Genomic DNA, 26,908 nt, shown 5'->3' on the forward strand with positions numbered 1-26,908 from the left:
TCCTTACGGGAGAGGGTGAGCGGGGGCCAGGGGGTCAGGCTGGGCGGATGCGGTCCCAGCGTCCGCCGTGGCGGAGTGGTCCGCCACTTCGGCCGGGCGCGGGCCGTGGATCTTGCGCAGGCCCCACCAGGCGACGAACGCGACCAGCAGGAACGCCGTACCCGCGATCACGAAGGTCAGTGTGAACTGGCTCTCGGCGGGCAGTTTCGGCGCGCCCGGCGGCAGGTGCTCGAGGCTCTTGGAGGCGAGCACGGTGGTGATCATCGCGCTGCCGATGGCGCTGCCGGTCGAGCGGGAGATGGAGTTGATGCCGTTGGCGATGCCGGTCTGGCGGGGCGGCACGCTGGCGACGATCACCGCGGGCATGGCGGCGTAGCCGAAGCTGATGGCCGCGCCGACGAACATGCCGGCGGCGACGACGGAGAAGGCGTGCTCGTGGTCGAGGGCGATCCAGACGAAGCCCGCGGTGCCGATGAGCGAGGCGAGCAGCAGCACCAGACGGGGGCCCTTGTGGCGGACGAGCTGGCCGCCGACGGGGGCCGCGAGCAGCGAGACGATCGTGCTGGGGAGCAGGAACTGGACGGAGGCGCGCAGCACGCTGGCGTCGAAGCCGTAGTCGGCGATCTTCGACGGCATCTGCACGAGGTAGGAGACGCCGATGAAGAGCGCGAACGAGCCGAAGCCGACGAGCAGGCCGGCGATGTTCGCGAAGAGCACCGGACGGTGGGAGAACATCTTCATGTCGACCAGCGGCTCGCGCACCGTGCGCTCGATGATCGTCCAGACTGCGGCCATCACCGCGGCGCCGGCGAAGCAGCCGATCGTACGGACGGAGGACCAGCCCCACTCGTGGCCCTGGGTGATGGGCAGCAGGAGCAGGACGAGGGTGGCGGCGAGGCTCAGCGCGCCGAGGACGTCGGTGCGGCCGCCGGTGGTCTGCCGGGTGGCGGGGACGAGGAAGACGACGGCGAGCAGGGCGAGCGCGGCGAGGCCGGTGGCCAGCCAGAAGGCACTGCGGTAGTCGGGGTTGTCGCCGGAGGTCAGCAGACCGGTGGCGACGAGGGCGAGGCCGCTGCCGAACGCGAGCGTGCCGCTGACCATGGCCATGGCGCCGGGCAGCTTCGCGGGGCGGACCTCTTCCCGCAGGACGGACAGCGCGAGCGGGAAGATCGCGGTGGCGGCGCCCTGGAGCACCCGGCCGACGATGAGCCACAGCAGGGAGTGCGTGACGGCCGCGAGGACGGAGCCCGCGACCATGACGATCAGCACGCCGACGAGGGTCTTCTTCTTGCCGTGCTGGTCACCGAAGCGGCCCAGCAGCGGGGTGAAGACCGCGGCGGAGAGCAGGGTGGCGGTGGTGACCCAGCTGACATTGGCCGAGGAGGTTTCGAGGTCGGTCTGGATGAGGCCGAGGATCGGCACGACCAGCGTCTGCATCATCGAGACGACCATGGCGGCGAGGCTCAGGGCGAAGACGATGACCGTCTCGTTCCGCTGCTTGCCGCCTGGTGCGGTAGTGGCTTGGGTGCTCATGAGGGGTGGCGGGTCCTTCGAGTTACTTCACGACATGGATGCTTGAGATCGTCAAGCAACTCGATGCACGGTAAGTCGAAATAGTTCACATAGTCAAGTTAATGTTTTACGGGCTCAAGCTCTTGAGTACACTCCCACCATGACCGCGACCCCCCAGCCCCCGACCAAAGCCCAGCTCCTGGAGCTGGTGGCGGCGCTCGGCACCGCCCAGTGGCAGGACTTCGCGGCCGCCGCCGCCCGGCACGGGCTCACCTCCGTCCAGGCGAAGCTGCTCGCCCAGCTCAAGGGCCCGGTTCCGATGCGCGGGCTCGCCACCCTGCTGGTCTGTGACGCCTCCAACGTCACCGGCATCGTGGACCGCCTCGAATCGCGCGGCCTGGTCCGCCGCGAGCCCGACCCCCGCGACCGCCGCGTGAAGAACGTGGTCGCCACCGACGAGGGCCTGGAGACCATCCAGCGGGTCCGGGCCGAGATGCAGGCCACGCACAGCGCGCTCGACGCCCTCGACGAGGAGGAGCGCACCGCGCTCTACGGACTGCTGGAGCGGTTGCGCCCGGGCCTGGAGCGGCGTGGCTGACCGACCCTCCCCCGGCCGGCGGCCGACCGTATTCTGACGGTCAGTCCGATCCGCGCGCCCGCGCGGACGCAAGGGGAGGCCAGCGATGTCCAGCTCGACCACCGTCCGAGCCGTCGAACCGGCGGACACGGAGCCGTACACGGTCCCGCTCGCACCGGGGGTGAGCGCGTTCGTCCAGCCCGACGGCGGCTGGTGCCTGAACAACGCCGGGTTCGTGACGGCCGGCGGCCGGACCCTGCTGATCGACACCGCCGCAACCGAGCGGCGGGCGCGCCTGCTGCGCGCCGCCGTCACCGACAGCGGCGCCCCGCTGCCCACCACCGTGGTCAACACCCACCACCACGGCGACCACACCTACGGAAACTGTGTGTTCCCCGAGGCCACCATCGTGGGGCACACGGCCTGCCGCGAGGAGACCCTCGCCGCGGGGCACCAGCTGCACGGCATCTGGCCCGGGGTCGACTACGGCGATGTCGCCATCAGCCCCGCCACACTCACCTACTCCGACACGCTCACGGTGCACGTCGGCGACATCGAGGTACGCCTGATCCACCCGGGTGTCGCCCACACCGTCGGCGACACGGTCGCCTGGCTGCCGGAGCAGGGCATCGTGTTCACCGGCGACCTGATCTTCAACGGCGGCACCCCCTTCCTCATGATGGGCTCCCTCGCGGGATCGCTGCGCGCCCTGGAGCGGCTGCGCTCGCTCGACGCCCAGGTCGTCGTTCCCGGCCACGGCCGCGTCACCGACCCCGGGGTGTACGACGCCACGGAGGCCTATCTGCGCTACGTCGACGAGCTGGCCCGCGCCTCCCGTGCGGCGGGGCGCACCCCACTGGAGGCCGCCCGCGAGGCGGACCTCGGCGCGTTCGCGTCGCTGCGCGAGAGCGAGCGCCTGGTCGCCAATCTGCACCGCGCGTACGCCGAGCTGGAGGGGCTGCCCCTGGGTGCCCCGCTGAACCTGCCGCAGGTCCTCGGCGACATGATGACGATGAACGGCGGCAAACCGATGGCCTGCCACGCCTGAGCCGTGCGCGCCCCCGGCGCCGACCGGCCCGGGGGCGGTTCGCGGGCGGGGGGCCACGCCGACGGTTCACATTGACCCCTGGTGCCCCCTAGACGGCATACCGACCGGTCGGCATCATGATCGGGGACCGCACGTCCGTACGTTCAACTCCCCGTGGAGGAGCACTCGATGAGCAAGGGCAACCCCCCAGGGCTCGACCTGGAACGGCTGCGCGCGTATCTGGAGCGGGAGCGGCCGGGGCTGGTGCGCGGGCCGCTGGGCGCGGAGCTGATCGAGGGGGGACGTTCCAACCTCACCTACGCCGTCACGGACGGCATCGGCCGCTGGGTGGTGCGCCGCCCGCCGCTCGGGCATGTCCTCGCCACCGCCCACGACATGCGGCGCGAGCACCGGGTGATCAGCGCGCTGCGCGACACCGCCGTGCCGGTGCCCGAGGCGATTCTGCTCTGTGAGGACGAGGACGTCCTCGGATCGCCCTTCTACGTCATGGAGTTCGTGACCGGCACGCCGTACCGCACGGCCGAACAGCTCGGCGCCCTCGGCCCGGCCCGGACCCGCGAGGTCGTCCTCGGCCTCGCCGACACGCTCGTGGCACTGCACGCCGTGGACCCCGACGAGGTGGGGCTCGGGGACTTCGGGCGGCCGGAGGGGTTCCTGGAGCGGCAGTTGCGACGCTGGGGCAAGCAGCTGGAGGCCTCCAGGAACCGCGAGCTGCCGGGGATCGACGAGCTGCGCGAGGCGCTGGGCACGGCGCTCCCGCACTCCCCCGCCCCCACGGTCGTGCACGGCGACTACCGGCTGGACAACGTTCTGATCGGCGCCGACGGCACCGTCGAGGCCGTCCTGGACTGGGAGATGTCCACGCTCGGCGATCCGCTCACCGACCTCGGGCTGCTGATGATGTACAGCGAGCAGCGGCCCGTTCCCGGCTCGCCGATCTCCACCACCCGCGACGCCCCCGGCCACCCCGAGCCCGCCGAGATCGTCGAGCGGTACGCCGCCCGTTCGGGCCGCGACGTCTCCGCCCTCCCCTGGTACACCGCCTTCGCCTACTTCAAGCTCGCGGTCATCCTCGAAGGCATCCACTACCGCTACACGCTCGGCCACACCCTCGGCCCGGGCTTCGACCGCATCGGGCAGCTCGTCCCGCTCTTCGTCGAAGGCGGCCTCACCACACTCCGGAAGGGCTGAGCCATGGACTTCGCGTTCGACGCGCGCACCGAGGAGCTGCGCGGCAAGCTGCTGGCCTTCATGGACGAGCACGTGTACCCGGCGGAGGCGGTGGCCGAAAAGCAGCGCGCCGCCCTCGCAAACCCCTGGGACACCCCGCCGGTCGTCGAGGAGCTGAAGGCCGAGGCCCGGCGGCGGGGGTTGTGGAATGTGTTCCTACCGGATGCGGAGTACGGCGCCGGGCTGACCAACGTGCAGTACGCGCCGCTCGCCGAGATCACCGGCCGCAGCCCGCAGCTCGCCCCCACCGCCCTGAACTGCGCGGCACCCGACACGGGGAACATGGAGGTGCTCGCCCAGTTCGGCACCGAGGAGCAGCGCAAGCGCTGGCTCCATCCGCTGCTCGCCGGAGAGATCCGGTCCGCGTTCGCGATGACCGAGCCGGAGGTCGCCTCCTGTGACGCCACGAACATCGAGACGCGGATCGAGCGGGACGGCGACAACTACGTCATCACCGGCCGCAAGTGGTACATCTCCGGTGCGATGAACCCCCGTTGCGAGATCTTCATCGTCATGGGCAAGACCGACCCCGAGGGCGCCGACCCGCGCCGCCAGCAGTCCATGGTCCTGGTGCCGCGCGACACCCCCGGCGTCGAGGTCAGGCGCGCCATGCGGGTCTACGGTTACGAGGACCACTACCACGGCGGCCACGCCGAGGTGATCTTCGACGGCGTCCGCGTCCCGGCGGCCAACATCGTCGGTGAGGAGGGCGGCGGGTTCGCCATCGCCCAGGCCCGCCTCGGCCCCGGGCGGATCCACCACTGCATGCGCCTGATCGGCATGGCCGAGCGCGCCATCGAGCTGATGTGCCGGCGTGCGGCGGACCGTACGGCGTTCGGCAAGCCGCTGGCGGGGCAGGGCGTCGTCCAGGAGTGGATCGCCGACTCCCGGGTCGCGGTCGAGCAGTTGCGGCTGCTGGTGCTGAAGACGGCGTGGCTGATGGACACCGTCGGCAATCGCGGGGCGCACACGGAGATCCAGGCCATCAAGATCGCGACGCCGCGCACGGTCGCCGACATCATCGACAAGGCGGTCCAGCTGCACGGCGCGGGCGGTGTCGGCCAGGACTTCCCGCTCGCCGAGCTGTGGGCAGCGGCGCGGACCCTGCGGCTGGCCGACGGGCCGGACGAGGTGCACCAGCGGTCGCTGGCTCGGCGGGAGTTGAAGAGGTATCGCTGAGCCGCTGGGCGAGGCCCATCTTTTCGGCTGCGGGCCGTGCCGATCGCACCACCGCTGCGCGGCGGTTGTCCTCAATCGCCGGACGGGCTTGTTCAAGCCCGTCCGGCGATTGAGGACGCGCCCGCAGGGCGCCCGCCGCCGCAGGCGGCACGATGGCTCGCAGCTGAACCGCAGAACACGGCCTACGGCCGAAGGGCCCGCATCAGCAGGTCCGCCAGGTGCTCCGCGACCTGCTGGGGGCTCAGCGGGCCGTCGGGGCGGTACCAGCTGCTCAGGTGGTGGACCGAGCCGAAGTGGTAGTCCACCACCAGGTCGGCGGGGGTCACCGCGCTGAACACCCCGGTGCGCTGCCCCTCCTCGACCAGCGCGCGGAATCTCTCGTGGTACCGGCGGCGTTCGGCCCGCACCTGCTTGTCCTTCTCCGGGGCGAGGTGGTGCATGGACCGGAAGAAGATCTTCGTGTCGTCGAGGTTCTCGATCGTCGTGACGACGACGTCGGCGGCCGCGTCGCGCAGCCGCCGCTCGACGGGGGCGTCCGAGCCCGCCAGCGCGTCCAGCCGCTCCTGCTGGAGCCGCAGGACCCGCGCGTAGACCTCGTGCAGCAGGTCGTCCTTCGACCCGAAGTAGTGATAGAGCGCGCCCTTGGTGACGCCCGCCGCCTCGACGATCTCCTGCACGGACGTCCGGTCGTACCCCTGGTCCGCGAAGAGGCGGGTGGCGGCGGCCACCAGCCGCTGCGGCACGGCCCTGCCGCCGCCGTCCGTCGTTCCGGCCGTCGTCGTCCTGGTCATCGCCGCCACCCGCCTGTCGCCGAAGTGCTGTGCTACGCCCGGCCGCGCAGCTCCCGTCTGAGGATCTTGCCACTGCTCGTCTTGGGAAGGTCCGGCAGGATCTCCACCGCGCGCGGGTACTTGTACGCGGCGAGCCGTTCGCGGCAGTAGGCGACGACCGCGGCGGGGTCCGCGGTCGTGCCCGGCCGGAGGCTGATCCAGGCCTTGACCGTCTCCCCCCGGTAGGGGTCCGGCACCCCGACGACGGCCGCCTCGCGGACGGCGGGGTGGGTGTAGAGGACGTCCTCGACCTCGCGGGGCCACACCTTGAAGCCCGAGGCGTTGATCATGTCTTTCTTGCGGTCGACCACATACAGCCAGCCCTCGCGGTCCATGAAGCCGATGTCGCCGGTCCGCAGTTCGCCGCCGGGCAGGGCGGCGGCGGTGTCCTCGGGGCGCCGCCAGTAGCCGGGAACCACCTGCGGGCCGCGCACCACGATCTCGCCCTGTTCGCCGAAGGGGACGTCCGCGCCCTGTTCGTCGACGACCCGGACGAGGGTGTCGGCGCCGGGCACCCCGACAGCGAGGGTGCCGGAGACGGGGTCGACCGGCGCCTCGAGGCCGGGCAGGACGGCGGCGCAGGGGGCGGTGCACTCGGTGAGTCCGTAGCCGTTGTGGAGGTACGGGCCGAGAGTGGCGCGGAACTGCTCTACCAGCGCGGGCGGCAGCGGGGCCCCGCCCGAGGAGATCATGCGGAAGGAGGCGAAGTGGTCCCGGCCGACTCCCTCCTGGGCCATCAGGGCCATGAACGCGGTGGCCGGGCCGACGGTGTAGGCGGGGCGGTGCTCCAGGAACGCGTCGAGGACGACGCCGGGTTCGAAGCGATAGGCGAGCGCGAGGGTCCCCGCCCCGGCGACACAGGCCGCGAGCTGGGCGACCATGCCGGTGATGTGGAACAGCGGGGCGAGGGCGAAGTAGGTACAGCCCTCGGGCAGTCCGGAGCCGGTGCGCTGCCGCTCGGCGTTGTGGCAGACGTTGCCGTGGGTGTTCATGGCGCCCTTGGGGCGGCCGGTGGTGCCCGAGGTGTAGCTGATGAGTGCGATGTCGTCGGGGCCGAGGTCGATGCCCTCGGGTGCCGCGGCACCGGAGCGGGCCACGGTCAGGAGGTCCTCGGCGTCCTCGGGAACGGGCAGCCGGCCGCCGCGCAGCACACGGGTGTCGTCGCGGGTCTGCAGACCGGCCTCGCAGGCCGTGAGAACAATCCGGACGGGCGAGGAATCCGCCGCTTCCCGCAGCCGCTCCACCCAGGCGCGGTCCGCGCAGATCAGGGCGGTGGCCCCGGCGTCGTGCAGGATGTGCCCGGCCTCCCCCGCTTTGTACATGGGATTCAGGGGGACGACGGTGCCGCCCGCCTTCCAGATACCGAGGACGGCGAGGACGAAGTGCGGGGAGTTCTGCAGCATGACCGCCGCCCGGTCGCCGCGCCGGAAGCCGCGCCCGGCGAGGTGGCCCGCGATCGCGTCGGACAGCTCGTCGGCCCGACGGTAGGTGAGCCGCCCGTCGAAGTAGGCGAGCGCGTGCCGGTCGGGGGCGCGCCGCACGGCGTCCTGGAAGGCATGCAGCACGCTCGGTGGCGGCTCGACGGGCGCCCGCTGCGCCTCGCTGAGCAGTGAGAGCCAGGGCTTGTCCGCGTAGGAGTCGGGGACCGCCCGGGCCCTCGGAGCGCGGGCCGAGCGGGGTCGGGAGGAGGGGTTCGCTGTCATCGTGGTGTGCCGCCCTTTCCGTGCCTTCTCCGGCTGCCTCCGCGGCTACGCGCGATCGGGGTCCGGGGCCTGTTCGAGCTTGCGCTGAAGGTGGTTCATGCCGTCGAGCCAGCGGTCGGGGTCGGCGGCCCGCGCGGTGTAGTAGTCACCGACCTCCGGGTGCGGGAGGATCAGGAAGCGGCCTGTGGCCATGCCCGCGAACAGGGCGTCCGCGACCCGTTCGGGCTCGATGGCGGTGGGCGCGAGCAGCAGGTCCCCGGCCGCTCCGGTGCCGCGCAGCATGTCCGTCCGGACGCCCTGCGGGCAGATCGCGTGGACGGAGATGCCACGGTGCCGGTAGGTGAGGGAGAGCCATTCGGCGAAGGCGTACGCCGCGTGCTTGGAGACGCTGTAGGGGGCCGAGCCGACCATGGTGAGCAGCCCGGCGGCGGAGACGGTGGCGACGAACCGTCCGCTGCCGCGCTCCAGCCAGGCGGGGAGCAGCTCGCGGCTCGCCCGTACGTGCGCCATGACGTTGACGTCCCAGGAGGCGGCCCACTGGTCCTCGGCCGCCTCGGGGCCGCCGGTGGCGGCGACGCCGGCGTTGGCGCAGTAGACGTCGATCACCCCGCCCAGCGCCTCACGGGCGGCGGGGAGGATCTCCGAGGCGTCACCGGGCACGGCCTTCGCACCGATCTCCGCGGCGACGGCCTCGGCCTTCGCGGCGTCGAGGTCGTTGACGACGACGCGGGCGCCTTCGGCGGCGAACCGACGGGCGAGGGCGGCGCCTATGCCGCCGCCCGCTCCGGTGACCACAACTCCCGCGTCCCGCACGGTGTTCACGTTCGTGTCTCCCTTGGTCTCGGTGCCCGGCCGTCTCGGCCGCGTGCGCAGACTAACCAGTCGGTATGTGGAAGCGGAAGAGCGCGTTGCGCTCCGCGGGCAGGTCGCCTGTGCCGCCTGCGGCGGCGAGCGCCCTGCGGGCGCGTCCTCAATCGCCGGACGGGCTTATTCAGCCCGTCCGGCGATTGAGGACACAGCACAGCAGCCCGCCCGGCGCTTGAGGACACCGCCGCGCAGCGGAGGTGCACACACCACGGGCCCGCCGCAGGCGAAAAGGCTGGACAGGCCCTCTTGACGGCGGGACGATGCGCGTCACATCTGACCGGCACAGGGGGACTGGGCATGGCGGACACACAGGTGGAGCCTTACTGGGAACTGACTTTCGACGCGGACGGCGACGTCCACACCGGCGAGCGGGACGGCCTGGTGGCAGGGGCCGGGCGGGAGGGGCTCACCGATCTGGTGATCTTCGCGCACGGCTGGAACAACGACCGGCCGAGGGCGACCGGACTCTACCGACGCTTCTTCGCCCCGTTCCCGGCGCTCGTCGACGGGGCCGTCGGGGCCGACGGAACCGAGGTGCGCATGGGCTACAGCGGCGTGATCTGGCCGTCGATGCGGTTCGCCGACGAGCCCGTCCCCGACTTCCCGGAACGGGCGCTCGCGACCACCGCCACCGGGCCGCCCGTGCTCGACGCGGCCACCCGGCAGGCGCTGACCACGGCCTTCCCGGGGAGCGAGGAGACGGTGGACCGGCTCGCTGAGCTGCTCGAGCGGCGACCGGAGACCCCGGAACGGCTGGCGGAGTTCACCGGCCTCGTCCGCGCGCTCGTCACGGCGGACCCAGGGGGCGCGGGTTTCGTCCAGGACCTGGAAGGCGAGAGCGAACCTGCCGTGCTCGCCGGGGACCCCGAGGTGGTGTGCGCGGCGTTCGCCGACGCCCTGGTGGGCGGCGAGGCGCCCGCCGGGCTGTTCGGCGGTGACTGGAAGAAGCTGTGGAAGGGCGCCCACGAACTGCTGCGCCAGGCCTCGTACTACACGATGAAGCGCCGGGCCGGCACGGTGGGCGAGCGGGGCCTCGGCCCGGCGCTCGGGGTGCTCGCCCGGTCCGCGCCACACCTGCGGGTCCACCTGGTCGGGCACAGCTTCGGCGCCCGGCTGATGGCCTTCGGGCTGCGCGGGCTGCCGGAGGAGGCCGCGGTGTCCTCCCTGACGCTGCTCCAGGGTGCCTTCTCGCACTACGCCTTCTCCTCCCGGCTGCCCTTCGACAGCCGCCGTGGCGGTGCGCTGAAGGGCGCGCACCACCGGGTGCGGGGGCCGGTGGTGTGTGTCCACTCGCGGCACGACACGGCGCTCGGCGTGATGTATCCCCTCGCGTCCCGGCTGGCCCGGGACGCGGACTCGGTGCTGGGGATCGACAACACCCGGTGGGGCGCGATGGGCTATGACGGCATCCAGGCCGTGGACGGCTCCGCGCGCCTCTCGCTCGCGCGGGCGCTGGACGGCGGGCTGCCCGACGCGGGCTGCGCGAGCGTCGACGCGTCGACGGTCGTCTCGCGCGGCGGGCCGCCGTCGGGAGCGCACGGCGACATCTGTCACGACGAGCTGGCGCGGCTGATCCTGCTGGCCGGTCGCATCGGCGGCTGAGCGCGGGCCCACGGCCCGCGGCCCACAGCTGACGGAGGGTGAGGATCCGCCACCTTCGCGGATCCTCACATCTGTGCGCGCGATGGGGGTAGCAGAGCGGAGTCGGCCGCGTCAGGGCGTCCGATGGATCCGAATGGCGATGAGTTACGTCCCTTCCATGTCGATCCGAGTCCGCGCTGTCGGAGGTGGGATGCAGTGGCAGGTTTCAGAGCACTCGCACGAGAGGTGCGCAATCCGCAGAACACGATCGCGCTGCGACGGACCTCCTTGCGCAAATGTCTCGAACGTTTTGCCCCGTACGGGCACCGGGCGACCTGGCACCACCTGTGCGCCCGGGCGGGACTGGCCCCCGACGACCGCGCGCCGGACCCGGAGCTGCTGATCACGGCACTGGAGGAGCTGGAGGAGGCCCGGGAGCTCTGGCTGGCCTACGAGGTCGAGTTCGCCGGCCGGCGCAGGCGCGAGAAGCACGACGGCATCCGGCAGCCCAGCGCCGTCGACGACTGGCACCGAAACACCTGGGGCGGCTGTGACATCGTGCCGTGTGCGAGCCCCACGCTCTTCCCGAGCGCGCGCCTCGCCGAGGTGCTGCGCCGCATGATCACCGCCATGGAGTCCGGACCCGGGGACGCCTGCCCGGTCTGCTCGCAGGAGCGGATCGAGTGGCGAACCGACCTGGAGCGTTACCCGCTGGCGGGACCCGTCTGCACGGACTGCGGCATCGTGGTGCCGGTGCCCGTGCTCACCACGGACGCGCTGGCCGCGGCCAGGAGGTACGCCTACGCGGCCCGGTACGCCGCGGTGTGAAGGCCGCCTGTCCGTCGCGAGTCCGGAGAGGCACGGGCGCGCCGCCCGAGGCGATCAGCGGTTGATCGCCTCGGGACCGGTGGCAAGGCGAGGCCCGGACCTCACGCCCCGGGCTCGGCGCACCGATCGGAGGTGGTGTTCCTCTTCGGCGCCCCGGCCGCAACGGCCTTCCCTGCGCTCTCTGTCTTCCCTGCCTTCGCTGTCTTCCCTGCGGGGGCCGACCCTCCGGACTTGTCGGACACGGCGAGCAGGACCGAGCCGCTGCCGTAACCGCCGAAGCGGTCCTCCGGGTTGGACAGCGCGCACTTGTCGAGCGAGAGGCAGCCGCAGCCGATGCAGTCGGCGAGTCGGTCGCGCAACTGGTTGAGCTGCGCTATTCGCTGATCCAGCTCCGAGCGCCACAGCTCGGACATCCGGGCCCAGTCCTCACGGTTGGGGGTGCGCTCGTCGGGCAACTCGGCGAGCGCCTCACGGATGGTGGCGAGCGGGATGCCGACCCGCTGCGCGGCGCGGATGAAGGCGACCCGGCGCAGCGCGTCGCGCTCGTAGCGGCGTTGGTTGCCGGTGGTGCGACGGCTGCTGATCAGGCCCTTGGACTCGTAGAAGTGCAGCGCGGAGACGGCCGCGCCGCTGCGCGCGGACAGCTGGCCGACGGTGAGTTCATGAACCTTCGTGGAAATCTGCGGCACGGCTCAAGACCTTACGTCAACGCGGGGCGTTGACACCGGGAGAGCCGCCCCACATGCTGAGCAAGCGCTTGGACACTCTGTGTGGGAGGCACGTGGATGACGGAGCCCCGGATCTTCACCTCGTTGGACGACCTGCGGGCCGCGGTCGGTGTGGAACTCGGCCCGAGCGGCTGGCTCGACGTGGACCAGAAACGGATCGACCTCTTCGCCGAGGCGACCGGGGACCACCAGTGGATCCATGTGGATCCGGACCGGGCAGCGGCCGGCCCCTTCGGAGCGACCATCGCGCACGGCTATCTGACGCTCTCCTTGCTGCCGTCCCTCGTGCCGTTGCTGATGCGCGTCGAGAACGTCCGCATGGGCATCAACTACGGCGTGAACAAGGTCCGCTTCCCCTCCCCCGTGCCGGTCGGCTCACGACTGCGGGCCACGGCGAGGATCGCCGGGGTGTCGGAAGTGGAGGGCGGCGTGCAGCTGGTGACGACGGTGACGATCGAGCGCGAGGGCGGGAAGAAGCCGGTGTGCGTGGCGGAGTCGGTGAGCCGCTTCTACCTCTGAGCCCGGTGAAAGACGGTGGGCGGCGGCCGGCCCCGCTGCCGGATCGCGGGTGGATAAACGACCACCGTCAATGGATTGTTGAACGGGGTGCCCCAGAGTTCCTGGCACCGCGGGAACGACCCGCGGAACCGTAAGGAATGAGGTTCCTCATGCGTCGCATCACTCCCCGTCTGACGGCCGCGGCGACCGTGGCCGCGATCGGGCTCGGCGCTCTCGCCACCGGCACCGCCTCGGCCGCCCCGGCCGACGCCGCGGCCGCCGTCTTCGCGGCCCGGAGCACCCAGGTCAAGCTCCACAACGGCACCGGCTGCCAGCTGAACCGGCAGAGCTACGGCCTCGATCACGGCATCTGGAGCCAGGGGCAGGAGCCCCCGCACACCGTGTACAACACTCAGGACGTCTCCTGGCAGTCGGAGAGCAACGGGTTCATGACCGGCACCGAGGGTTCCGTCACCTACTGGACATCCAACTGCGAGGAGAGCTGGCGAGACAACCGGCCCGTCCGCTTCCACTGGAACAACCCCTACGCCGGTTCCAACGGCTACGACATCGACGGCACGGACCGCGGCGCCTTCCGCGAGGTCCGTGAAGGCGGCCGTGGCGACAACGCCCTGGTCCTGTGGGGCATATACAAGAAGTGACCCTCACGTGAGGCCTGCCAGCAACGTCCGGGTCTCCTCGGCGTCGGCTCGGGCCTCGCGCCGCTCGAAGAGGTCGAGGGCGGCCTCCAGGCACGCCTTCGCCCTCGCGTCCTGTCCCTGATGGCACAGGCTGCGCCCGAGCACCCTGAGCAGAGCGCCCTCGAGCATGCCGCTGGTCCGCCGGGCCGGCGGCATGAACTCCTCGGCGGTTCCCGCCGCGAGGGCGTAGTGCCCGGCTTCCGCGTGGACTTCGGCCATCAGGGTGCCCGTGGCCGCCTCGAAGGCGGTCACACCCAGGGCGCGGAACATCTCCAGCGCGTCCCGGGCCCGGCCCAGTGCGGTGTTCCCGTCCCCGCACAGGCGCAGGACCCGGGCCAGGTAGTACAGCCCGATGGCCTTCGATACCGAGTCCCGGCCGCCGACCAGCTCCGCACCCCGCTCGGCCGCGGCCCGGGCCTCGGCAAGCCTGCCCTGCCGGGCGTAGTTGAAGGCCAGCTCACCCAGTGCGGTGCCTTCCGCGATCTCCGCACCGAGCTCGCGGAAGAGCCGTACCGAGGCCTCGCCGTGGCCGACCGCCTCGTCGAAGTGACCGTGGACGCGGGCGTTCGCGCACAACGTGAGGTGTGCCGACGCCCGCAGCCGCGCGAAGCCACCGGCGCACAGCTCCAGGGCACGGGCGAGTTCGGGCCCGGCCTCGGCGTAGGAGTTCGCGTGCCACAAGGCGTTGCCCCGTACGTACCGGGCCAGGGCCTCGACGTCCGGGCGGCCGCGCCGCGCGGCGGCACCGGCGACCCGCTCGGCCCGTTCGGCCACGGCGGACAGGTGGGTGATCCCCGACAGTACGGTGTTCAGCTTGTCCATGAGGTCGGCTGCCTGCACCAGCGACAGGCCGTCGTCCTCGCAGGCGCGGTCGACCAGCGCGCGCTGCACGGGGATTTCCTCCCGCATCCAGTCGGTGGCGTCCTGGGCGGTGCCGAAGAGGAGGCCCGTCGAGGTCATCGGCGCGTCGATGAGAGAACGCTCCGCGGGTTCCACCGAGTGCGCGACCGCGTCGGCGTTGCGGGCGGTGGCCACGCAGAAGTCCAGGAGCCCGGCGAAGGCCCGGCTCGTCTCCCCAGGGGTGTCCTCGCGGGCGCTCCTGGCCCGCGCGAACGCACGGACCAGGTCGTGGAAGTGGTACCGGCCCGGCCTGCGGGACTCCAGGAGGCTCAGGTCGACGAGCGACTCGAGCAGCTCCTCGGTGTCCTCCGGGTCGTACGCGTCCCGGCCCAGCAGCGCCGCCGTGCACGGCGGCCCGAAGTCCGGCACGTCCAGAACCGCCGACAGCCGAAAGGCCCTCGCCTGTTCGCCGGTGAGCTTGGAATACGACAGGTCGAACGCGGCCTCCACGGCCGCGTCCTCGCTGCGCAGCTCGTCCAGGCGGATCCGTTCGTCCGTGAGCAGACGGACCATGTCCGCCAGTGGCCGGCCGGGCTCCGCGGCCAGGCGGGACGCCGCGATCCGCAGCGCCAGGGGCAGCGCCCCGCAGGCGTCGGCCAACTCCGCCGCCGCGTGCGGCTCGGCGTCGACGCGGCGGGCGCCGATGATCTGCCGCAGCAGCGCCAGCGCCTCCCCGGGCGGCATCACGTCGAGCCGTATGTGCCGCGCGCCCTCCAGCCCGGTGAGCCAGGCGCGGCTGGTCACCAGCACGGCGCAGCCCGCCGCGCCCGGGACCAGCGGGCGCACCTGGTCGCCCGACGCCGCGTTGTCGAGCAGCAGGAGCACCCGCCGTGCCGACAGTGCCGAGCGGAAGAGCGCGACGCGTTCGGCCAAGCCGTCGGGGACGTCACTCGCTTCGGTTCCCAGCTCCCGCAGGAACGTGCCGAGCACGGCCCGCGGGTCGGCCGGGTCGCGGTCGGCGCCGCGCAGGTCCACGTACAGCTGCCCGTCCGGGTACCTGTCTCCGAGCCCGCGGGCGGTGCGCACCGCGAGCGTGGTCTTGCCGACGCCGGCCATGCCGTTGATCGCGGATACCACGACCGCCACCGCGTCACTGTTCAGCATTCCGGCGAGCGTCTCCACCTGCTCCCGGCGGCCGGTGAAGTCGTCGATGTCGCGCGGCAGCGCGGCCGGGCGCGGCCTGGCGGCCTGGACGCCGTGTGCCGGTCCGGGGAGCCTGAGAGAGGGATCCGAACGCAGGATCCGCTGGTGCAGCTCCCGTAACGCCTCGCCGGGCCGGGCCGTTCCGAGGAACCGCCGGGTGTCCTCGAAGACCCCCAGCGCCTCGGCCTGGCGGCCCGACCGGTACAGCGCCAGCATCTGCACCCCGCGCAGCCGCTGGCTGGCGGGGTACTCCACCACCAGGGCGCCGGCCTCCGCTGCCAGTCCGGGCCGGTCCGCGAGCTCGGCGTCGAGCTCCAGCCGGGCCTCCAGCAGCGCCTGCCGGACTCCGCACAGCCGGGTGCGCGACGCCCTGGCGGCCGGCCCGTGCAGGCCCGCCAGCGGCTCGGCGGCCCACAGCCGGAGGGCCGCGTCGAGGATCTCGCGGGCGCGGTCCGCCCCGTCGACGGACCGCGCCTCCTCGGCCGCGGCCAGGGCGCCCTCGAACGACCAGGTGTCCACGGCGCGTTCGGCGACCCGCAGCGCATAGCCGTCGCCGACCCTCTCCAGCACCAGCGCGCCGTGCTCGTCGAGGGCCCGGCGCAGCCGCCAGATGTGCGTACGAATCGCATGCTCCGGTCTGGCGGGACGGTCGCCCTCGTCCCACACCCCGTCAACGATCAGCGGCATCGCCACTGTCCGTCCGGCGGCGCCGAGCAGAACCGCGAGCACTTCCCGCTGCTGCGGTCTGCCCAGGTTCAGCTCGTCGCCCCCGCTCCAGCCCCGCACCGGGCCGAGGAGGGAGAACCGGAGCTCTCGCGTCACCGGCTCGACCAGACCTGAATGATGTAGGGGGCCTCGCTGAAGACCCTCAGCGTGCCGTCGGAGTACAGGCCGAGCTTCATCACCGGGTAGTTCGTACCGATCTCGTTCTGCGCGGTGTGGCTGGCCCAACACACGCGGTTGTCCCGTCCGTACACCACGAAGTTGCCGTCGGACTGCATCACGGCACGGTCACCGCAACCCACCGTGCCGGTCTGCCAGACCGGTGTCCGGTGCGCCCAGTTGTCGCCGGTGGTGTAGACGACGACGTTGCCGTCGTCCTGCAAGGTGAGCTGGGCGTTGCCGTTCCTGATGTGCGAGCCCTTGGTGAGGGACTCGTTGTTCCAGATGACGCCCTGGGCGTCATTCCGGTCGGCCGATGCCGTTCCGCCGGTCGCCATCACTCCGGCGGCGGCGACCACCGTGGTCGCGGCGACGGCGGCGATACGGCGGGAGAGTCTGCTGCGCATGGCTGGCCCTTCGGTTGTGGGGTGAGCGATCACGTCACGACTCTCGCGGCGGCCGATGCACGTTCGATTGATGAGCGCTAAATGACCTCTTGCGCTTCTTTGACACGCCCGGCGTCCACTCCGCCGGCTCCAGCCACAACCGGACGCCCGTCTGGTACGTCCGCAACTGCTGAGCGGGACGCCTCACTCCTGGCCCGCGTACCCCACCATGCGCAGGACCAGTCCCGCGTACAGCTCGCCCACCTCGTCCGGGGTGCGCTTGCCGTCCACGTTGAACCAGCGGGCGACGTCGATGCACAGCGACAGCACGGCGAGCGTGGTGCCGCGCACGTCCGGGACGTCGAAGTCGCCCGTCGCCACACCGTCCTCGATGATGGCGCGGACGGCGGCGTCCGAGGCGCGGCGCAGCCCGACGATCTCCTCGTGGTGCTCCTCGCCGAGCGCCCCCAGCTCGTACTGCACGACCCGGGCGGTGGTGTGGTGCTCCGCGTGCCAGCGGACGAAGGTCCGCACGGCTTCGGCGAGCCGCTCGGCGGGGCTGCCCTCGCCCTCCCGAGCACGGCGGAGGATGTCGAGCGCGAGCCGGTGGCCGACGCCGCTGATCTGGTAGAGCAGCTCTTCCTTGGTCTTGTAGTGGATGTAGAGCGCGGCGGGGCTCATACCGGCCCGCCCGGCGATGTCGCGCGTGGTGGTGGCGTGATAGCCGCGCTCGGCGAAGGCCTGGACAGCCGCGGTCACCAGCCGCCGGGCGGCATCGGGTGTGACGTCGGCCCACTCCTCGGCCCGCTTCGCCTCCGCGCCCATCGCACGCCCCGCTCTCCCGGCCCGCCACGGGCCTGTTCCGACAGAACGAACACCATACCGCGAAGGTGAGCAAGCGCTTAGGGTACGGACGGGCCGTGTCCGGGAATCATGCCTTCGCGGCACGGTGGCTACCCCGCTTCGGGGAAGACCACCAGCGCCCGGCCGCCGCGCCCCGCGAGCATGGCGTCGAAGGCGGCGGGGATGCCGTCGAGCCCGATCCGCTCGGTGACCAGGGCGGAGAGGTCGAGCCGCCCGGCGCGCACATGCCCGGCGATGACGGGCAGGTCCCGGGCCGGGTCGCTGTTTCCGTAGACACAGCCCGACAGGGTGCGCCCGAAGTGGAAGAGCTCCAGGGCGGAGAAGGTCACCGTCTGGTCCTTGCCGCCGATGCCCACGACGGTGGTGCGGCCGCCCCGGCGCGTGGCGGACCAGGCCGTACGGATCGTGTCGGCCCGGCCCACACACTCGATGGCGACGTCCGCGCCGTGGCCGCCGGTGAGTTCACGGATCCGCTTGGCCGTCGTGTCGTCCGCGACGAGGAAGTCGGTGGCCCCGGCGGCGCGGGCGAGTTCCTCCTTCCGCGGTGACACGTCGACGGCGACGATCGTCCCGGCGCCGGCCAGGCGCGCCGACTGGAGGGTGGCCAGCCCCACTCCACCGACGCCGAACACCACGACGGACTCCCCCGCCCGCACCCGGGCGTTGTGGTGCACCGCGCCGTAGCCGGTCAGCACCGCGCATCCCAGCAGCGCCGCTTCCACCAGGGGAACCCCCTCGGGCAGCGGCAGCACGGCGCTCGCCCGGACGACGGTCTCCTCGGCGAAGACCGCGGTGCCCAGGCCCGGGTAGAGCGAGGAGCCGTCGGCGGCGAGCGTGGCGTACGGGACGGTGGCGGTGGAACCGGCGTCGGCGCACAGCCAGGGCTCGCCGAGTCCGCACAGGTGGCAGTCACCGCAGGACGGCGCCCAGTTGAGGACGACGCGGTCGCCGGGCGCCACATGGGTCACGCCCTCGCCGACCTCGGTCACCGTGCCCGCGCCCTCGTGGCCGAGGACGGCGGGCACGGGCTGGCGCAGCGTCCCGTCGGAGAGGGAGAGGTCGGAGTGGCAGACCCCGGCGGCGGCGAGCTTGACCCGGACCCGCCCGGGTCCGGGCGACGGCAGCTCGATTCCGGCGATCCGGAGCGGGGCACCCACGGCGGACAGTACGGCGGCACGGATCATGACGGGCCTTCCCTTACCTCTACGTCGGCTCGACCGGGGCCGGTGGTGACCGGTCGGGTCAGAACTGCAGGGACTTCGTCTGCAGGAACTCCGCCAGGCCGTGCGTGCCCAGTTCGCGGCCGATGCCCGACTGCTTGTGACCGCCGAAGGGCGCGAGCAGGTTGAAGCCGCCGCCGTTGATGTCGACCTGTCCGGTGTCCATGCGCCGGGCGAACGCGGCGGCCGTGGCGTCGTCGGCGGCCCAGACGGCCCCGCCCAGCCCGTAGACGGTGCCGTTGGCGATGCGGGCCGCCTCGTCCTCGTCGGTGTACTTGATGAAGGTGAGGACCGGGCCGAAGATCTCCTCCTGGGCGATCGTCATCTCCGGGGTGACGTCGGCGAAGACGGTCGGGCGCACGAAGTAGCCCTTCTCGCGGCCCTCCGGGACGTCGGAGCCGCCCGCGGCGAGCCGCGCGCCTTCCGCGACGCCGCGGTCGATGTAGCCGCGGACGCGGGCGTGCTGCGCGGCGTTGACGAGGGGGCCGAGGCGGACGTCCGGGTCGGCGGGGTCGCCGGGGGTGTACGCGGCGACCGCCTCGGCCGCGAGGGCGACGGCCTCCTCGTAGTCGTCGGCGTGGACGAGCGTCCGCGTCCAGGCGTTGCAGGACTGGCCGGTGTTGCGACAGACGTCGGCGACATTGGCGGCGACGGCCTTGGCCAGGTCCGCGCCGGGCAGGATGACGTTCGCGGACTTGCCACCCAGTTCGAGGGTGACGCGCTTGACCGCCGCGCCGGCGATGGCGCCGATCCGCTTGCCCACCGCCGTCGACCCGGTGAAGGAGACGAGGTCGACGCCGGGGTGCTCGGCGAGCGCCTGGCCGGCGACGGCGCCGAGCCCGGTGACGAGGTTGAAGACACCCGCCGGGATCCCGGCGGCGGCGACGCACTCGGCGAAGAGCCGGGCGGTGAGCGGGGTGTCCTCGGCGGGCTTGAGGACGACCGTGCAGCCCGCGGCGAGGGCGGGGGCGACCTTCACGACGACCTGGTGAAGGGGGTAGTTCCAGGGAGTGATGGCGCCGACGACGCCGACCGGCTCGTGGAGAACGGTCGAGTTGCCGATCTTCTCCTCGAAGGGGTGGGTCGCGGCGAGTTCCGCGCAGGAGCCGGTGACGGCGATCGGCAGGCCGGTGTGGACCCGCTGCGCGAAGCGGGCGGGCGAGCCGAGTTCGGCGACGACGGTGGCGGCGATCTCCTCGCGGCGGGCGTCGAGCGCGTCGCGCAGGGCGGCGAGGTACCGCCCCCGCTCGGCGGGCGGGGTGGCGGCCCAGCCGGGCAGGGCCGCGCGGGCGGCCCGTACGGCGGCGTCGACATCCTCGGGCGTACCGGCCGGGACCGTGCCGATGACCTGCTCGTCGGCGGGGTTGACGACCTCGATCGTGTCGGGGCCGGCCGCGCGCCGCCACTCGCCGTCGATGAACATCCCGTCGTGCGCGATCACTGGCCGTCTCCTCGGTATCGGGGCAGGGCCGCGGGCGGCCTCACCTTCGCGCGCCCGTTCGATGCCCGTACGCGCCTCACGCTAACGCCGAACGCTTTTGGTACGCCAGGGGACGGTGCGCTCGGGCGCGGGCTGCAGGTCGTATGTCGTCCGCACCCCCGCTGCGCGGCGGTGTCCTCAATCGCCGGACGGGCTGCGAAATGCAGCCCGTCCGGGGGCACCTCCCAGCGGTAGCCGGGGGAGATTGAGGACGCGCCCGCAGGGCGCCTGCGGCCGAACCCCTAGATGATGCCGAACAGCATGCCCGCGCCGAGGACGACGAGGGAGGTGAGCGCCGCCCACTTGACGGTGAATCGGGTGTGGTCGCCGAACTCCACCTTCGCCATGCCCACGAGCACATAGACGGCGGGCACGAGCGGACTCGACATGTGCAGGGCCTGGCCGACGAGCGAGGCCCGGGCGATCTCCAGCGGGGAGACCCCGTGGGCGGCGCCGGCCTCGGCGAGGATCGGCACGATGCCGAAGTAGAAGCCGTCGTTGGACATGAAGTACGTGAACGGGATCGACAGGACGCCGGTGACCAGGCCCATGTGCGGGCCCATCGCGTCGGGGACGGAGTCGACGACCGTACGGGCCATCTCCTCGACCATGCCGGTGCCGGTCAGCACCCCGGTGAAGACGGCGGCGGCGAAGACCATCCCCGAGACGTTGAGGACGTTCTCGGCGTGGGCCGCGATACGGGCCTTCTGGTCGGGCATGTGCGGGAAGTTGACGGTCAGGGCGATGGCGGCGCCGAGCAGGAAGAGCACCGGGATGGGCAGCGTCTGGAGGATCAGGAGGGTGAGCAGCGCGACGGTCAGCGCGGCGTTGAACCAGTACAGGCGCGGTCGCAGGGTGGCGCGACGGGGGTCGAGGATCTCGGAGGAGGCTTCGTCTTCCTGGGAGCCGGCTTGGGCGTCGCCGGCATCGATGGTGTGACCGTCGGCTGCCGCACCGCTCGCCGAGCCGGTCACCGCCTCACTCGCCGCACCGCTCGCCGTGGATCCCGCGCCGGCCGAGCCGATCAGCGCCTGCTCGGGCTCCGGTTCGCCGTCGGGCCGGCCCAGGGCCTGCTCCAGGGTCAGGACGCCGAGCCGCTTGCGCTCCCGCAGCCCGAGGACGTACGCGAGGCCGATGACGAACAGCAGGCCCACGGCCAGCGCGGGGATCATCGGGACGAAGATATCGCCGGCGTCGAGCTTGAGCGCGGTGGCGGCGCGGGCGGTCGGGCCGCCCCAGGGCAGGGTGTTCATGACGCCGTTGGCCATGGCGGCGACACCGGTCATGATGACCAGGCTCATCTTGAGGCGACGGTAGAGCGGCACCATCGCCGAGACGGTGATCATGAAGGTGGTGGAGCCGTCCCCGTCGAGCGAGACGATCGCGGCGAGCACCGCGGTACCGACGACCACCCGCATCGGGTCGGCCTTGCAGAAGCGCAGGATGCCGCGGACGATCGGATCGAAGAGCCCGACGTCGATCATCACACCGAAGTAGACGATGGCGAACATCAGCATGGCGGCCGTCGGCGCCAGGGAGCCGATGCCCTTGAGTACGTAGTCGCCGAGGTGGGAGCCCTTGCCCACCAGGACGCAGAACAGCGCTGGGACGATCACCAGCGCCGCCATGGGCGACATCTTCTTCAGCATGATCAGCACCAGGAAGGTGGCGATCATGCCGAAGCCCAGGATGGTCAGCATGCGGGAACCTCACGTTCGCCTTTGAACTCCACCGCGGGACGGCGGTCCTGGTGACGCTAAGTGCGCAAACTTTGGGTTCACAAGGCCTTGACACCTGCGCAATACGAGCAGAACCCCAGGTCACGGGGTTGATGCGCGCAGAGTGAGGGTGACCGGAGTGACGCGCACCGGATAGCCGTTGAGCACGGCGGTACCGGAGAGCGGGTCGAGGCGAGTGCCGTCGGACAGCGCGTTGACGTTGACGCCCGGGGTGCCGGCCGCGACCGACAGCCGGGTGCCCGGCCGGTCGTGCCCCCAGCCGTGCGGCAGACTGACCACCCCCCGGCGCACCGTGTCGGTGACCTCGACCGGCGCCTCCACCGTGCCGCCGTCGCCCGTGACCCGCGCGCCGCCGCCGTCGAGCAGCCCCAGCCGCGCGGCGTCCTCGGGGTGGACCTGGAGGGTGCAGCGGTTGCTGCCGCCGGTCAGGGCGGGGACGTTGTGCATCCAGCTGTTGTTGGAGCGCAGATGACGCCTGCCGACCAGGACGAGGGAGTCCGGCGACGCGGCACCGTCGTCGAGGGAGCGCCGCAGCCGGAGCGCCTCGCCCACGAGGGGTTCGGAGCACAGCTCGATCTTCCCGCTGCGGGTCCGCAGCAGCTCGGGCACGCGCGGGGTGAGCGGCCCCAGATCGATGCCGTGCGGGTGGGCCAGCAGCTTCTCCAGTGTCAGACCGTCCGGGTCGGCGCCGAATCCCTCGCCGTAGGGGCCCAGGCGCAGCATCAGGTCGAGCCGTCGCTCGGCGCCCGTATGTCCGGTGAGGCGCTCGGCGAGGGCGGCGGGGTCCTGGCCGTGTACCGGGGAGAGCGGGTCGGTGACGGCCTTCCCCAGAGTGCGGGTGATGACGGAGATGTCGACCGAGCGGTGGTCGGCGTCCAGGTGGCCGCCGGCGCACAGGACGAGCCGGGCGAGGATCTCCCCCTCATCGGGGCGCTCGTCACCGAGGGGGACCGGTGGCCGGGTGTAGCGCACCTGGTTGCGGACGGCGAAGGCGTTGAAGGTGAAGTCGAAGTGGGCGCTGCGGCTGGGCGGGGGCGGCGGCAGGACGACGTGGGCGTGGCGGGCGGTCTCGTTGAGGTAGGGGTCGACGCTGACCATGAAGTCGAGCCCGGCCAGGGCGCGGTCGAGCCGGTCGCCGTTCGGCGCGGAGAGCACCGGATTGGCGGCGACGGAGACCAGCGCCCGGACCTGGCCCTCCCCCGGTGTGTCGATCTCCTCCGCCAGCGCGGCTACGGGCAGCTCCGACTTCGCCTCGGGGTGCCCGCCGACCCGGCTGTGCCAGCGGCCGAGGGCGAAGCCCCGGCCCGGCCGGGGTGGGCGGGGCGCGGCGGCGGTGGCGGAGAGCGGGAACATCGCGCCGCCCGGCCGGTCGAGGTTGCCGGTGAGGATGTTGAGGACGTCGATCAGCCAGCTGGTGAGCGTGCCGAAGGCGACGGTCGTGCTGCCGATGCGGCCGTAGACGGCGGCGCGGGGCGCCGCGGCCAGCTCGCGGGCGAGGTCGCGGATCTCCTCGGCGGGCACGTCGCAGGCCCCGGCCACGTCCTCCGGGGTGAAGTCCTCGGCCAGCCGCCGCACTTCGTCCACACCCGTGAGGTGCTGATCGAGCGGGCCGGGGCGTACGAGGCCTTCCGCGAAGAGCGTGTGGACCACCGCGAAGAGCAGCAGCGCGTCGGCGCCCGGCCGGATCGCCACGTACCGGTCGGCGAGGGCGGCGGTGCGGGTGCGGCGCGGGTCGATCACGACGAGCCGTCCGCCGCGCCGCCGGAGCGCCTTGAGGCGGCCGGGGAAGTCCGGCGCGGTGCACAGGCTGCCGTTGGAGTCGAGCGGGTTGGCGCCGATCATCAGCAGATGGTCCGTGCGGTCCAGGTCGGGCACGGGAACCGCCATCGCGTCGCCGTAGAGCAGCCCGCTGGAGACGTGCTTGGGCATCTGGTCGAGCGTGCTGGCGGTGAAGACGTTGCGGCTGCCCAGCGCCCCGATCAGGAGCGGCGGGTAGAGCGCCCCCGCCATGGTGTGCGCGTTGGGATTGCCGAGGACGGTGGCCACGGCCTGCGGTCCGTACTCCTCGACGACCGGGCGTAGTCCGCGCGCGACCGCGGCGAACGCCTCGTCCCAGCTCGTCTCCCGCAGCCGTCCGTCGCGGCGCACGAGGGGGCGGGCGAGCCGGTCCGGGTCGCCGTCCAGCTCACCGAAGGCGGCGCCCTTGGGGCAGACGAACCCCCGGCTGAAGACATCGGCGCGGTCGCCGCGGGCGCCGGTCACGCGCCCGTCCTCCAGCGTGAGGCTCAGCCCGCAGGTGGCCTCGCACAGCGGGCAGATCCGCAGGGCACTCGCCGGGCCGGTCGGGGCGCTGCTGTGGGGTCGGCTCATCGGTCCCTCCCGGGGACGGCGGCGGTGACGCTCGGTCGGGCCGACCCTACCGATTCGGCGGTGGCGCCTGTGCCTCTTGCCTGGTCGGCGGCTCTTTCGGCTGCGGACCGTCCCTGCCGCCTGCGGCGGCGAGCGCCCTGCGGGCGCGTCCTCAATCGCCGGACGGGCTGATTTCAGCCCGTCCGGCGATTGAGGACACCGCGGCGCAGCGGTGGTGCGGGCGACACGGCCCAGCGGCCGGCGACGCGGTGAACTGATCCATTGACGCGCCCGGTCAGGAATCCTACGGTCTTCCATAGGAATCCACCGGCAGCGGGAGCACGCGATGAGCGGTACGGACAACGAGCAGGCGCGCAAGACGGCCGAAGGGCTGGTCCACTCGTCCGGCTTCGGCAACGAGCACAGCACCGAAGCCGTCCCCGGGGCCCTGCCGCACGGCCGCAACTCACCGCAGCGGGCACCGCTCGGGCTGTACGCGGAGCAGCTGAGCGGCAGCGCGTTCACCGAGCCCCGGCACAGCAACCAGCGCTCGTGGCTCTACCGCATCCGCCCGTCCGCGGCCCACCCGCCGTTCACCCGGATCGACAACGGCGGTCTGCGCAGCGCGCCGTTCACCGAGACCGTCCCGGACCCCAACCGGCTGCGCTGGGACCCGCTGCCCGAGCCCGCCCCGGGCACGGACTTCCTCGCCGGACTGTGGACCCTCGGCGGCAACGGCGACGTCACCCAGCGCACGGGCATGGCCGTGCACCTCTACGCCGCCAACGCCTCGATGACCGACCGGGTGTTCAGTGACGCCGACGGCGAGCTGCTGATCGTCCCCCAGCGCGGCGGGCTGCTGCTGCGCACCGAGTTCGGTCTGCTGCGCGCCGAGCCGGGGCACGTGGCGCTGATCCCGCGCGGGGTGCGCTTCCGGGTGGAGCTGCTGGACCCCGAGGCCCGCGGTTACGTGTGCGAGAACTACGGCCGCCCGTTCACCCTTCCCGACCTCGGCCCGATCGGTGCCAACGGACTGGCCAACGCCCGCGACTTCCTCGCGCCCGTCGCCGCCTTCGAGGACATCGAGGGCCCCGTCCAGGTGATCAACAAGTTCTGCGGCAACCTCTGGTCGGCGACGTACGGCCACTCGCCGCTGGACGTCGTCGCCTGGCACGGCAACCTCACCCCGTACGTCTACGATCTGCGCCGCTTCAATGTGATCGGCACGATCAGCTACGACCACCCCGACCCGTCGATCTTCACGGTCCTCACCTCGCCGTCCGACACCCCGGGCCTGGCCGGTGTCGACTTCGTGGTCTTCGCGCCGCGCTGGCTGGTCGGCGAGGACACCTTCCGGCCGCCGTACTTCCACCGGAACGTGATGAGCGAGTACATGGGCCTGATCGAGGGCGCCTACGACGCGAAGACCGCCGGCAAGGGGGGATTCGTGCCGGGCGGCGGCTCACTGCACAACATGATGTCCGCGCACGGCCCGGACCGGGAGACCTTCGACAAGGCGAGCGCGGCCGAGCTGCGGCCGCAGAAGGTGGACGACGGGCTGGCGTTCATGTTCGAGACGCGCTGGCCGGTGACGGCGACCGAGCAGGCGCGGACCGCGGGGCATCTGCAGAAGGGGTACGACGAGGTGTGGCAGGGTCTGGAGCGCCATTGGGGCTCCGGGGCGTAACCCCCGGCAGGACCCAGCCGTCAGTGCCGCAGCAGAGCCGGAGTTCCCGTGACCACCTTCGCCCCCGACTCCCTCGCGCTCAACCGCAAGCTGCCGCTCTGGTATCAGGTGTCGCAGTCCCTGCGCGCCTCGATACTCGGGCGCCGCCCGCACGACCCGCTGCGGCTGCCCACCGAGGACGCCCTCGCCGAGCACTACGGCGTCAGCGTGCTCACCATGCGGCAGGCGCTCAAGGAGCTGGAGGCGGAGGGGCTGATCAGCCGCCACCGTCGGCGCGGCACGTTCATCGAGCCGAGCGCCCGGCGCGGTTCGCCGGTGCGGCTGCTCGGCTCGGTGGACACCATCGTGGCCCAGCAGTCCGGCGAGCGCACGGCCGTGCTCGGCCACGGCCCCGTCCCGGTCCCCGCCGACCTGGCCGAGCACTTCCCGGACCTCGACGAAGCGGTGGCCTACCGGCGGTTGCGCTGTGACGAGGAGTCGGGCGAGCCGACGAACTGGGCGGAGAACCTCGTCCGTCCCGAGCTGGCCGAGCGCATCGATCTCGCGGACCTCGCCCGCTGGCCGATGACGAAGGTGCTGCGCGACGCGGTCGGGGTGCGGATCAGCCGCATCACGGACACCGTCGAGGCACGCCTGGCGGACCCGGAGACGGCCCGGCTGCTCCAGGTGCCGCTGCTCAGCCCGATCCTGCACTACACGGGCGTCACCTACGACGAGACCGGCCGCGCGGTCGACGTCGCGCGCATCCGCTACCGCGGCGACCGGTTCTCCTTCACCGTCACCCTCGAAGCGGAAGCGGAAACGGACTGACGGGCTCCCCGGCCGGGGCCGCGCCGGGCTGGGGCCGGGCACACCGAAGCGGGGGGGGGGGGGGGGAGGGGGGGGGGGGGGGGGGGTGGGGGGGGGTTGGGGGGGGGGGGGGGGTGGGGGGGGGGGGGGGGGGGGGGGGGGAAGGGGGGGTGGGGGGGGTTACACA

22 protein-coding genes are annotated in these 26,908 nt (G+C 72.5%); 10 read left to right on the forward strand and 12 right to left on the reverse strand.

Going from position 1 to position 26,908, the window contains the following annotated elements:
* Window positions 1-3: 3 nt before the first annotated feature.
* A complete protein-coding gene (locus ACZ53N_RS10855; RefSeq protein ID WP_469140574.1) occupies window positions 4-1,533 on the reverse strand; it encodes an MFS transporter in 1,530 nt (509 codons plus the stop codon).
* Between the two features lie 139 nt (window positions 1,534-1,672).
* Here ACZ53N_RS10855 and ACZ53N_RS10860 point away from each other — a divergent pair, with 139 nt between their 5' ends.
* From ACZ53N_RS10860 to ACZ53N_RS10875, 4 genes are all read left to right on the forward strand, one after another.
* Window positions 1,673-2,110: a MarR family winged helix-turn-helix transcriptional regulator gene (locus ACZ53N_RS10860; RefSeq protein WP_130881281.1), complete on the forward strand. Its 438-nt coding sequence runs from the start codon at window positions 1,673-1,675 to the stop codon at window positions 2,108-2,110.
* Between the two features lie 85 nt (window positions 2,111-2,195).
* Window positions 2,196-3,137 carry an MBL fold metallo-hydrolase gene (locus ACZ53N_RS10865; protein WP_469140575.1) on the forward strand — a complete coding sequence of 314 codons (942 nt, stop codon included), beginning with the start codon at window positions 2,196-2,198 and terminating at the stop codon, window positions 3,135-3,137.
* Between the two features lie 168 nt (window positions 3,138-3,305).
* Window positions 3,306-4,328 (forward strand): phosphotransferase family protein, encoded by a 1,023-nt coding sequence (locus tag ACZ53N_RS10870; protein ID WP_469140576.1) that lies wholly within the window; start codon window positions 3,306-3,308, stop codon window positions 4,326-4,328.
* A 3-nt stretch (window positions 4,329-4,331) separates the two neighbouring features.
* Window positions 4,332-5,546, forward strand: coding sequence for an acyl-CoA dehydrogenase family protein (locus tag ACZ53N_RS10875; protein WP_469140577.1), 1,215 nt, complete (start codon window positions 4,332-4,334; stop codon window positions 5,544-5,546).
* A gap of 182 nt (window positions 5,547-5,728) precedes the next feature.
* Here the strand turns inward: ACZ53N_RS10875 and ACZ53N_RS10880 are convergent, their stop codons facing one another.
* Genes ACZ53N_RS10880 through ACZ53N_RS10890 form a run of 3 tightly spaced genes read right to left on the reverse strand, consistent with a single transcriptional unit; the run spans window position 5,729 to window position 8,901 of the window.
* Window positions 5,729-6,337: a TetR/AcrR family transcriptional regulator gene (locus ACZ53N_RS10880; protein WP_469140578.1), complete on the reverse strand. Its 609-nt coding sequence runs from the start codon at window positions 6,335-6,337 to the stop codon at window positions 5,729-5,731.
* 32 nt (window positions 6,338-6,369) lie between these two features.
* Window positions 6,370-8,079 (reverse strand): AMP-binding protein, encoded by a 1,710-nt coding sequence (locus tag ACZ53N_RS10885; RefSeq protein ID WP_469140579.1) that lies wholly within the window; start codon window positions 8,077-8,079, stop codon window positions 6,370-6,372.
* A 45-nt stretch (window positions 8,080-8,124) separates the two neighbouring features.
* Complete coding sequence (locus ACZ53N_RS10890; RefSeq protein WP_469140580.1) at window positions 8,125-8,901, reverse strand: SDR family oxidoreductase; 777 nt, start codon at window positions 8,899-8,901, stop codon at window positions 8,125-8,127.
* A 342-nt stretch (window positions 8,902-9,243) separates the two neighbouring features.
* Between ACZ53N_RS10890 and ACZ53N_RS10895 the strand changes: the two genes are divergently transcribed.
* Both ACZ53N_RS10895 and ACZ53N_RS10900 read left to right on the forward strand, forming a co-directional pair.
* Complete coding sequence (locus tag ACZ53N_RS10895; RefSeq protein WP_469140581.1) at window positions 9,244-10,548, forward strand: alpha/beta fold hydrolase; 1,305 nt, start codon at window positions 9,244-9,246, stop codon at window positions 10,546-10,548.
* Between the two features lie 195 nt (window positions 10,549-10,743).
* Window positions 10,744-11,355, forward strand: a complete 612-nt coding sequence (locus tag ACZ53N_RS10900) for a hypothetical protein (RefSeq protein WP_469140582.1) — start codon at window positions 10,744-10,746, stop codon at window positions 11,353-11,355.
* 101 nt (window positions 11,356-11,456) lie between these two features.
* Here the strand turns inward: ACZ53N_RS10900 and soxR are convergent, their stop codons facing one another.
* Complete coding sequence (gene soxR / locus ACZ53N_RS10905; protein WP_469140583.1) at window positions 11,457-12,044, reverse strand: redox-sensitive transcriptional activator SoxR; 588 nt, start codon at window positions 12,042-12,044, stop codon at window positions 11,457-11,459.
* Window positions 12,045-12,140: 96 nt separating this feature from the next.
* On the opposite strand from soxR, the gene ACZ53N_RS10910 reads away from it, so the two are divergent.
* Together ACZ53N_RS10910 and ACZ53N_RS10915 are read left to right on the forward strand one after the other, a co-directional pair.
* The gene (locus ACZ53N_RS10910; RefSeq protein ID WP_469140584.1) at window positions 12,141-12,602 is read left to right on the forward strand and encodes a MaoC family dehydratase; all 462 of its coding nucleotides are present in this window, start codon (window positions 12,141-12,143) and stop codon (window positions 12,600-12,602) included.
* Between the two features lie 149 nt (window positions 12,603-12,751).
* Entirely contained in the window at window positions 12,752-13,243 is a 492-nt protein-coding gene (locus ACZ53N_RS10915) for a hypothetical protein (protein ID WP_469140585.1), read from the forward strand.
* A gap of 3 nt (window positions 13,244-13,246) precedes the next feature.
* On the opposite strand, the gene ACZ53N_RS10920 is transcribed toward ACZ53N_RS10915, so the two are convergent.
* The 7 genes from ACZ53N_RS10920 to ACZ53N_RS10950 all read right to left on the reverse strand — a co-directional run bounded on the left by ACZ53N_RS10920 (window position 13,247) and on the right by ACZ53N_RS10950 (window position 24,266).
* Window positions 13,247-16,147: an AfsR/SARP family transcriptional regulator gene (locus ACZ53N_RS10920; RefSeq protein WP_469140586.1), complete on the reverse strand. Its 2,901-nt coding sequence runs from the start codon at window positions 16,145-16,147 to the stop codon at window positions 13,247-13,249.
* The gene (locus tag ACZ53N_RS10925) at window positions 16,144-16,614 is read right to left on the reverse strand and encodes a hypothetical protein (protein ID WP_469140587.1); all 471 of its coding nucleotides are present in this window, start codon (window positions 16,612-16,614) and stop codon (window positions 16,144-16,146) included. The genes ACZ53N_RS10920 and ACZ53N_RS10925 overlap by 4 nt, the downstream gene beginning before the upstream one ends.
* A 183-nt stretch (window positions 16,615-16,797) precedes the next feature.
* Entirely contained in the window at window positions 16,798-17,418 is a 621-nt protein-coding gene (locus ACZ53N_RS10930; protein WP_469140588.1) for a TetR family transcriptional regulator, read from the reverse strand.
* A gap of 128 nt (window positions 17,419-17,546) precedes the next feature.
* The gene (locus ACZ53N_RS10935) at window positions 17,547-18,641 is read right to left on the reverse strand and encodes a zinc-binding dehydrogenase (protein ID WP_469140589.1); all 1,095 of its coding nucleotides are present in this window, start codon (window positions 18,639-18,641) and stop codon (window positions 17,547-17,549) included.
* Window positions 18,642-18,699: 58 nt separating this feature from the next.
* The gene (locus tag ACZ53N_RS10940; RefSeq protein ID WP_469140590.1) at window positions 18,700-20,118 is read right to left on the reverse strand and encodes an aldehyde dehydrogenase family protein; all 1,419 of its coding nucleotides are present in this window, start codon (window positions 20,116-20,118) and stop codon (window positions 18,700-18,702) included.
* A 281-nt stretch (window positions 20,119-20,399) separates the two neighbouring features.
* The gene (locus ACZ53N_RS10945) at window positions 20,400-21,857 is read right to left on the reverse strand and encodes a CitMHS family transporter (protein ID WP_469140591.1); all 1,458 of its coding nucleotides are present in this window, start codon (window positions 21,855-21,857) and stop codon (window positions 20,400-20,402) included.
* 120 nt (window positions 21,858-21,977) lie between these two features.
* The gene (locus ACZ53N_RS10950) at window positions 21,978-24,266 is read right to left on the reverse strand and encodes a molybdopterin oxidoreductase family protein (RefSeq protein WP_469140592.1); all 2,289 of its coding nucleotides are present in this window, start codon (window positions 24,264-24,266) and stop codon (window positions 21,978-21,980) included.
* Between the two features lie 325 nt (window positions 24,267-24,591).
* Between ACZ53N_RS10950 and hmgA the strand changes: the two genes are divergently transcribed.
* Both hmgA and ACZ53N_RS10960 read left to right on the forward strand, forming a co-directional pair.
* Window positions 24,592-25,932 (forward strand): homogentisate 1,2-dioxygenase, encoded by a 1,341-nt coding sequence (hmgA, locus tag ACZ53N_RS10955; protein ID WP_469140593.1) that lies wholly within the window; start codon window positions 24,592-24,594, stop codon window positions 25,930-25,932.
* 48 nt (window positions 25,933-25,980) lie between these two features.
* On the forward strand, window positions 25,981-26,742 hold the full coding sequence (locus ACZ53N_RS10960) for a GntR family transcriptional regulator (RefSeq protein WP_469140594.1): 762 nt from the start codon (window positions 25,981-25,983) through the stop codon (window positions 26,740-26,742).
* The last annotated feature ends 166 nt before the right edge of the window (window positions 26,743-26,908 follow it).

This window comes from Streptomyces sp. NPDC033229 (genome assembly GCF_055576875.1).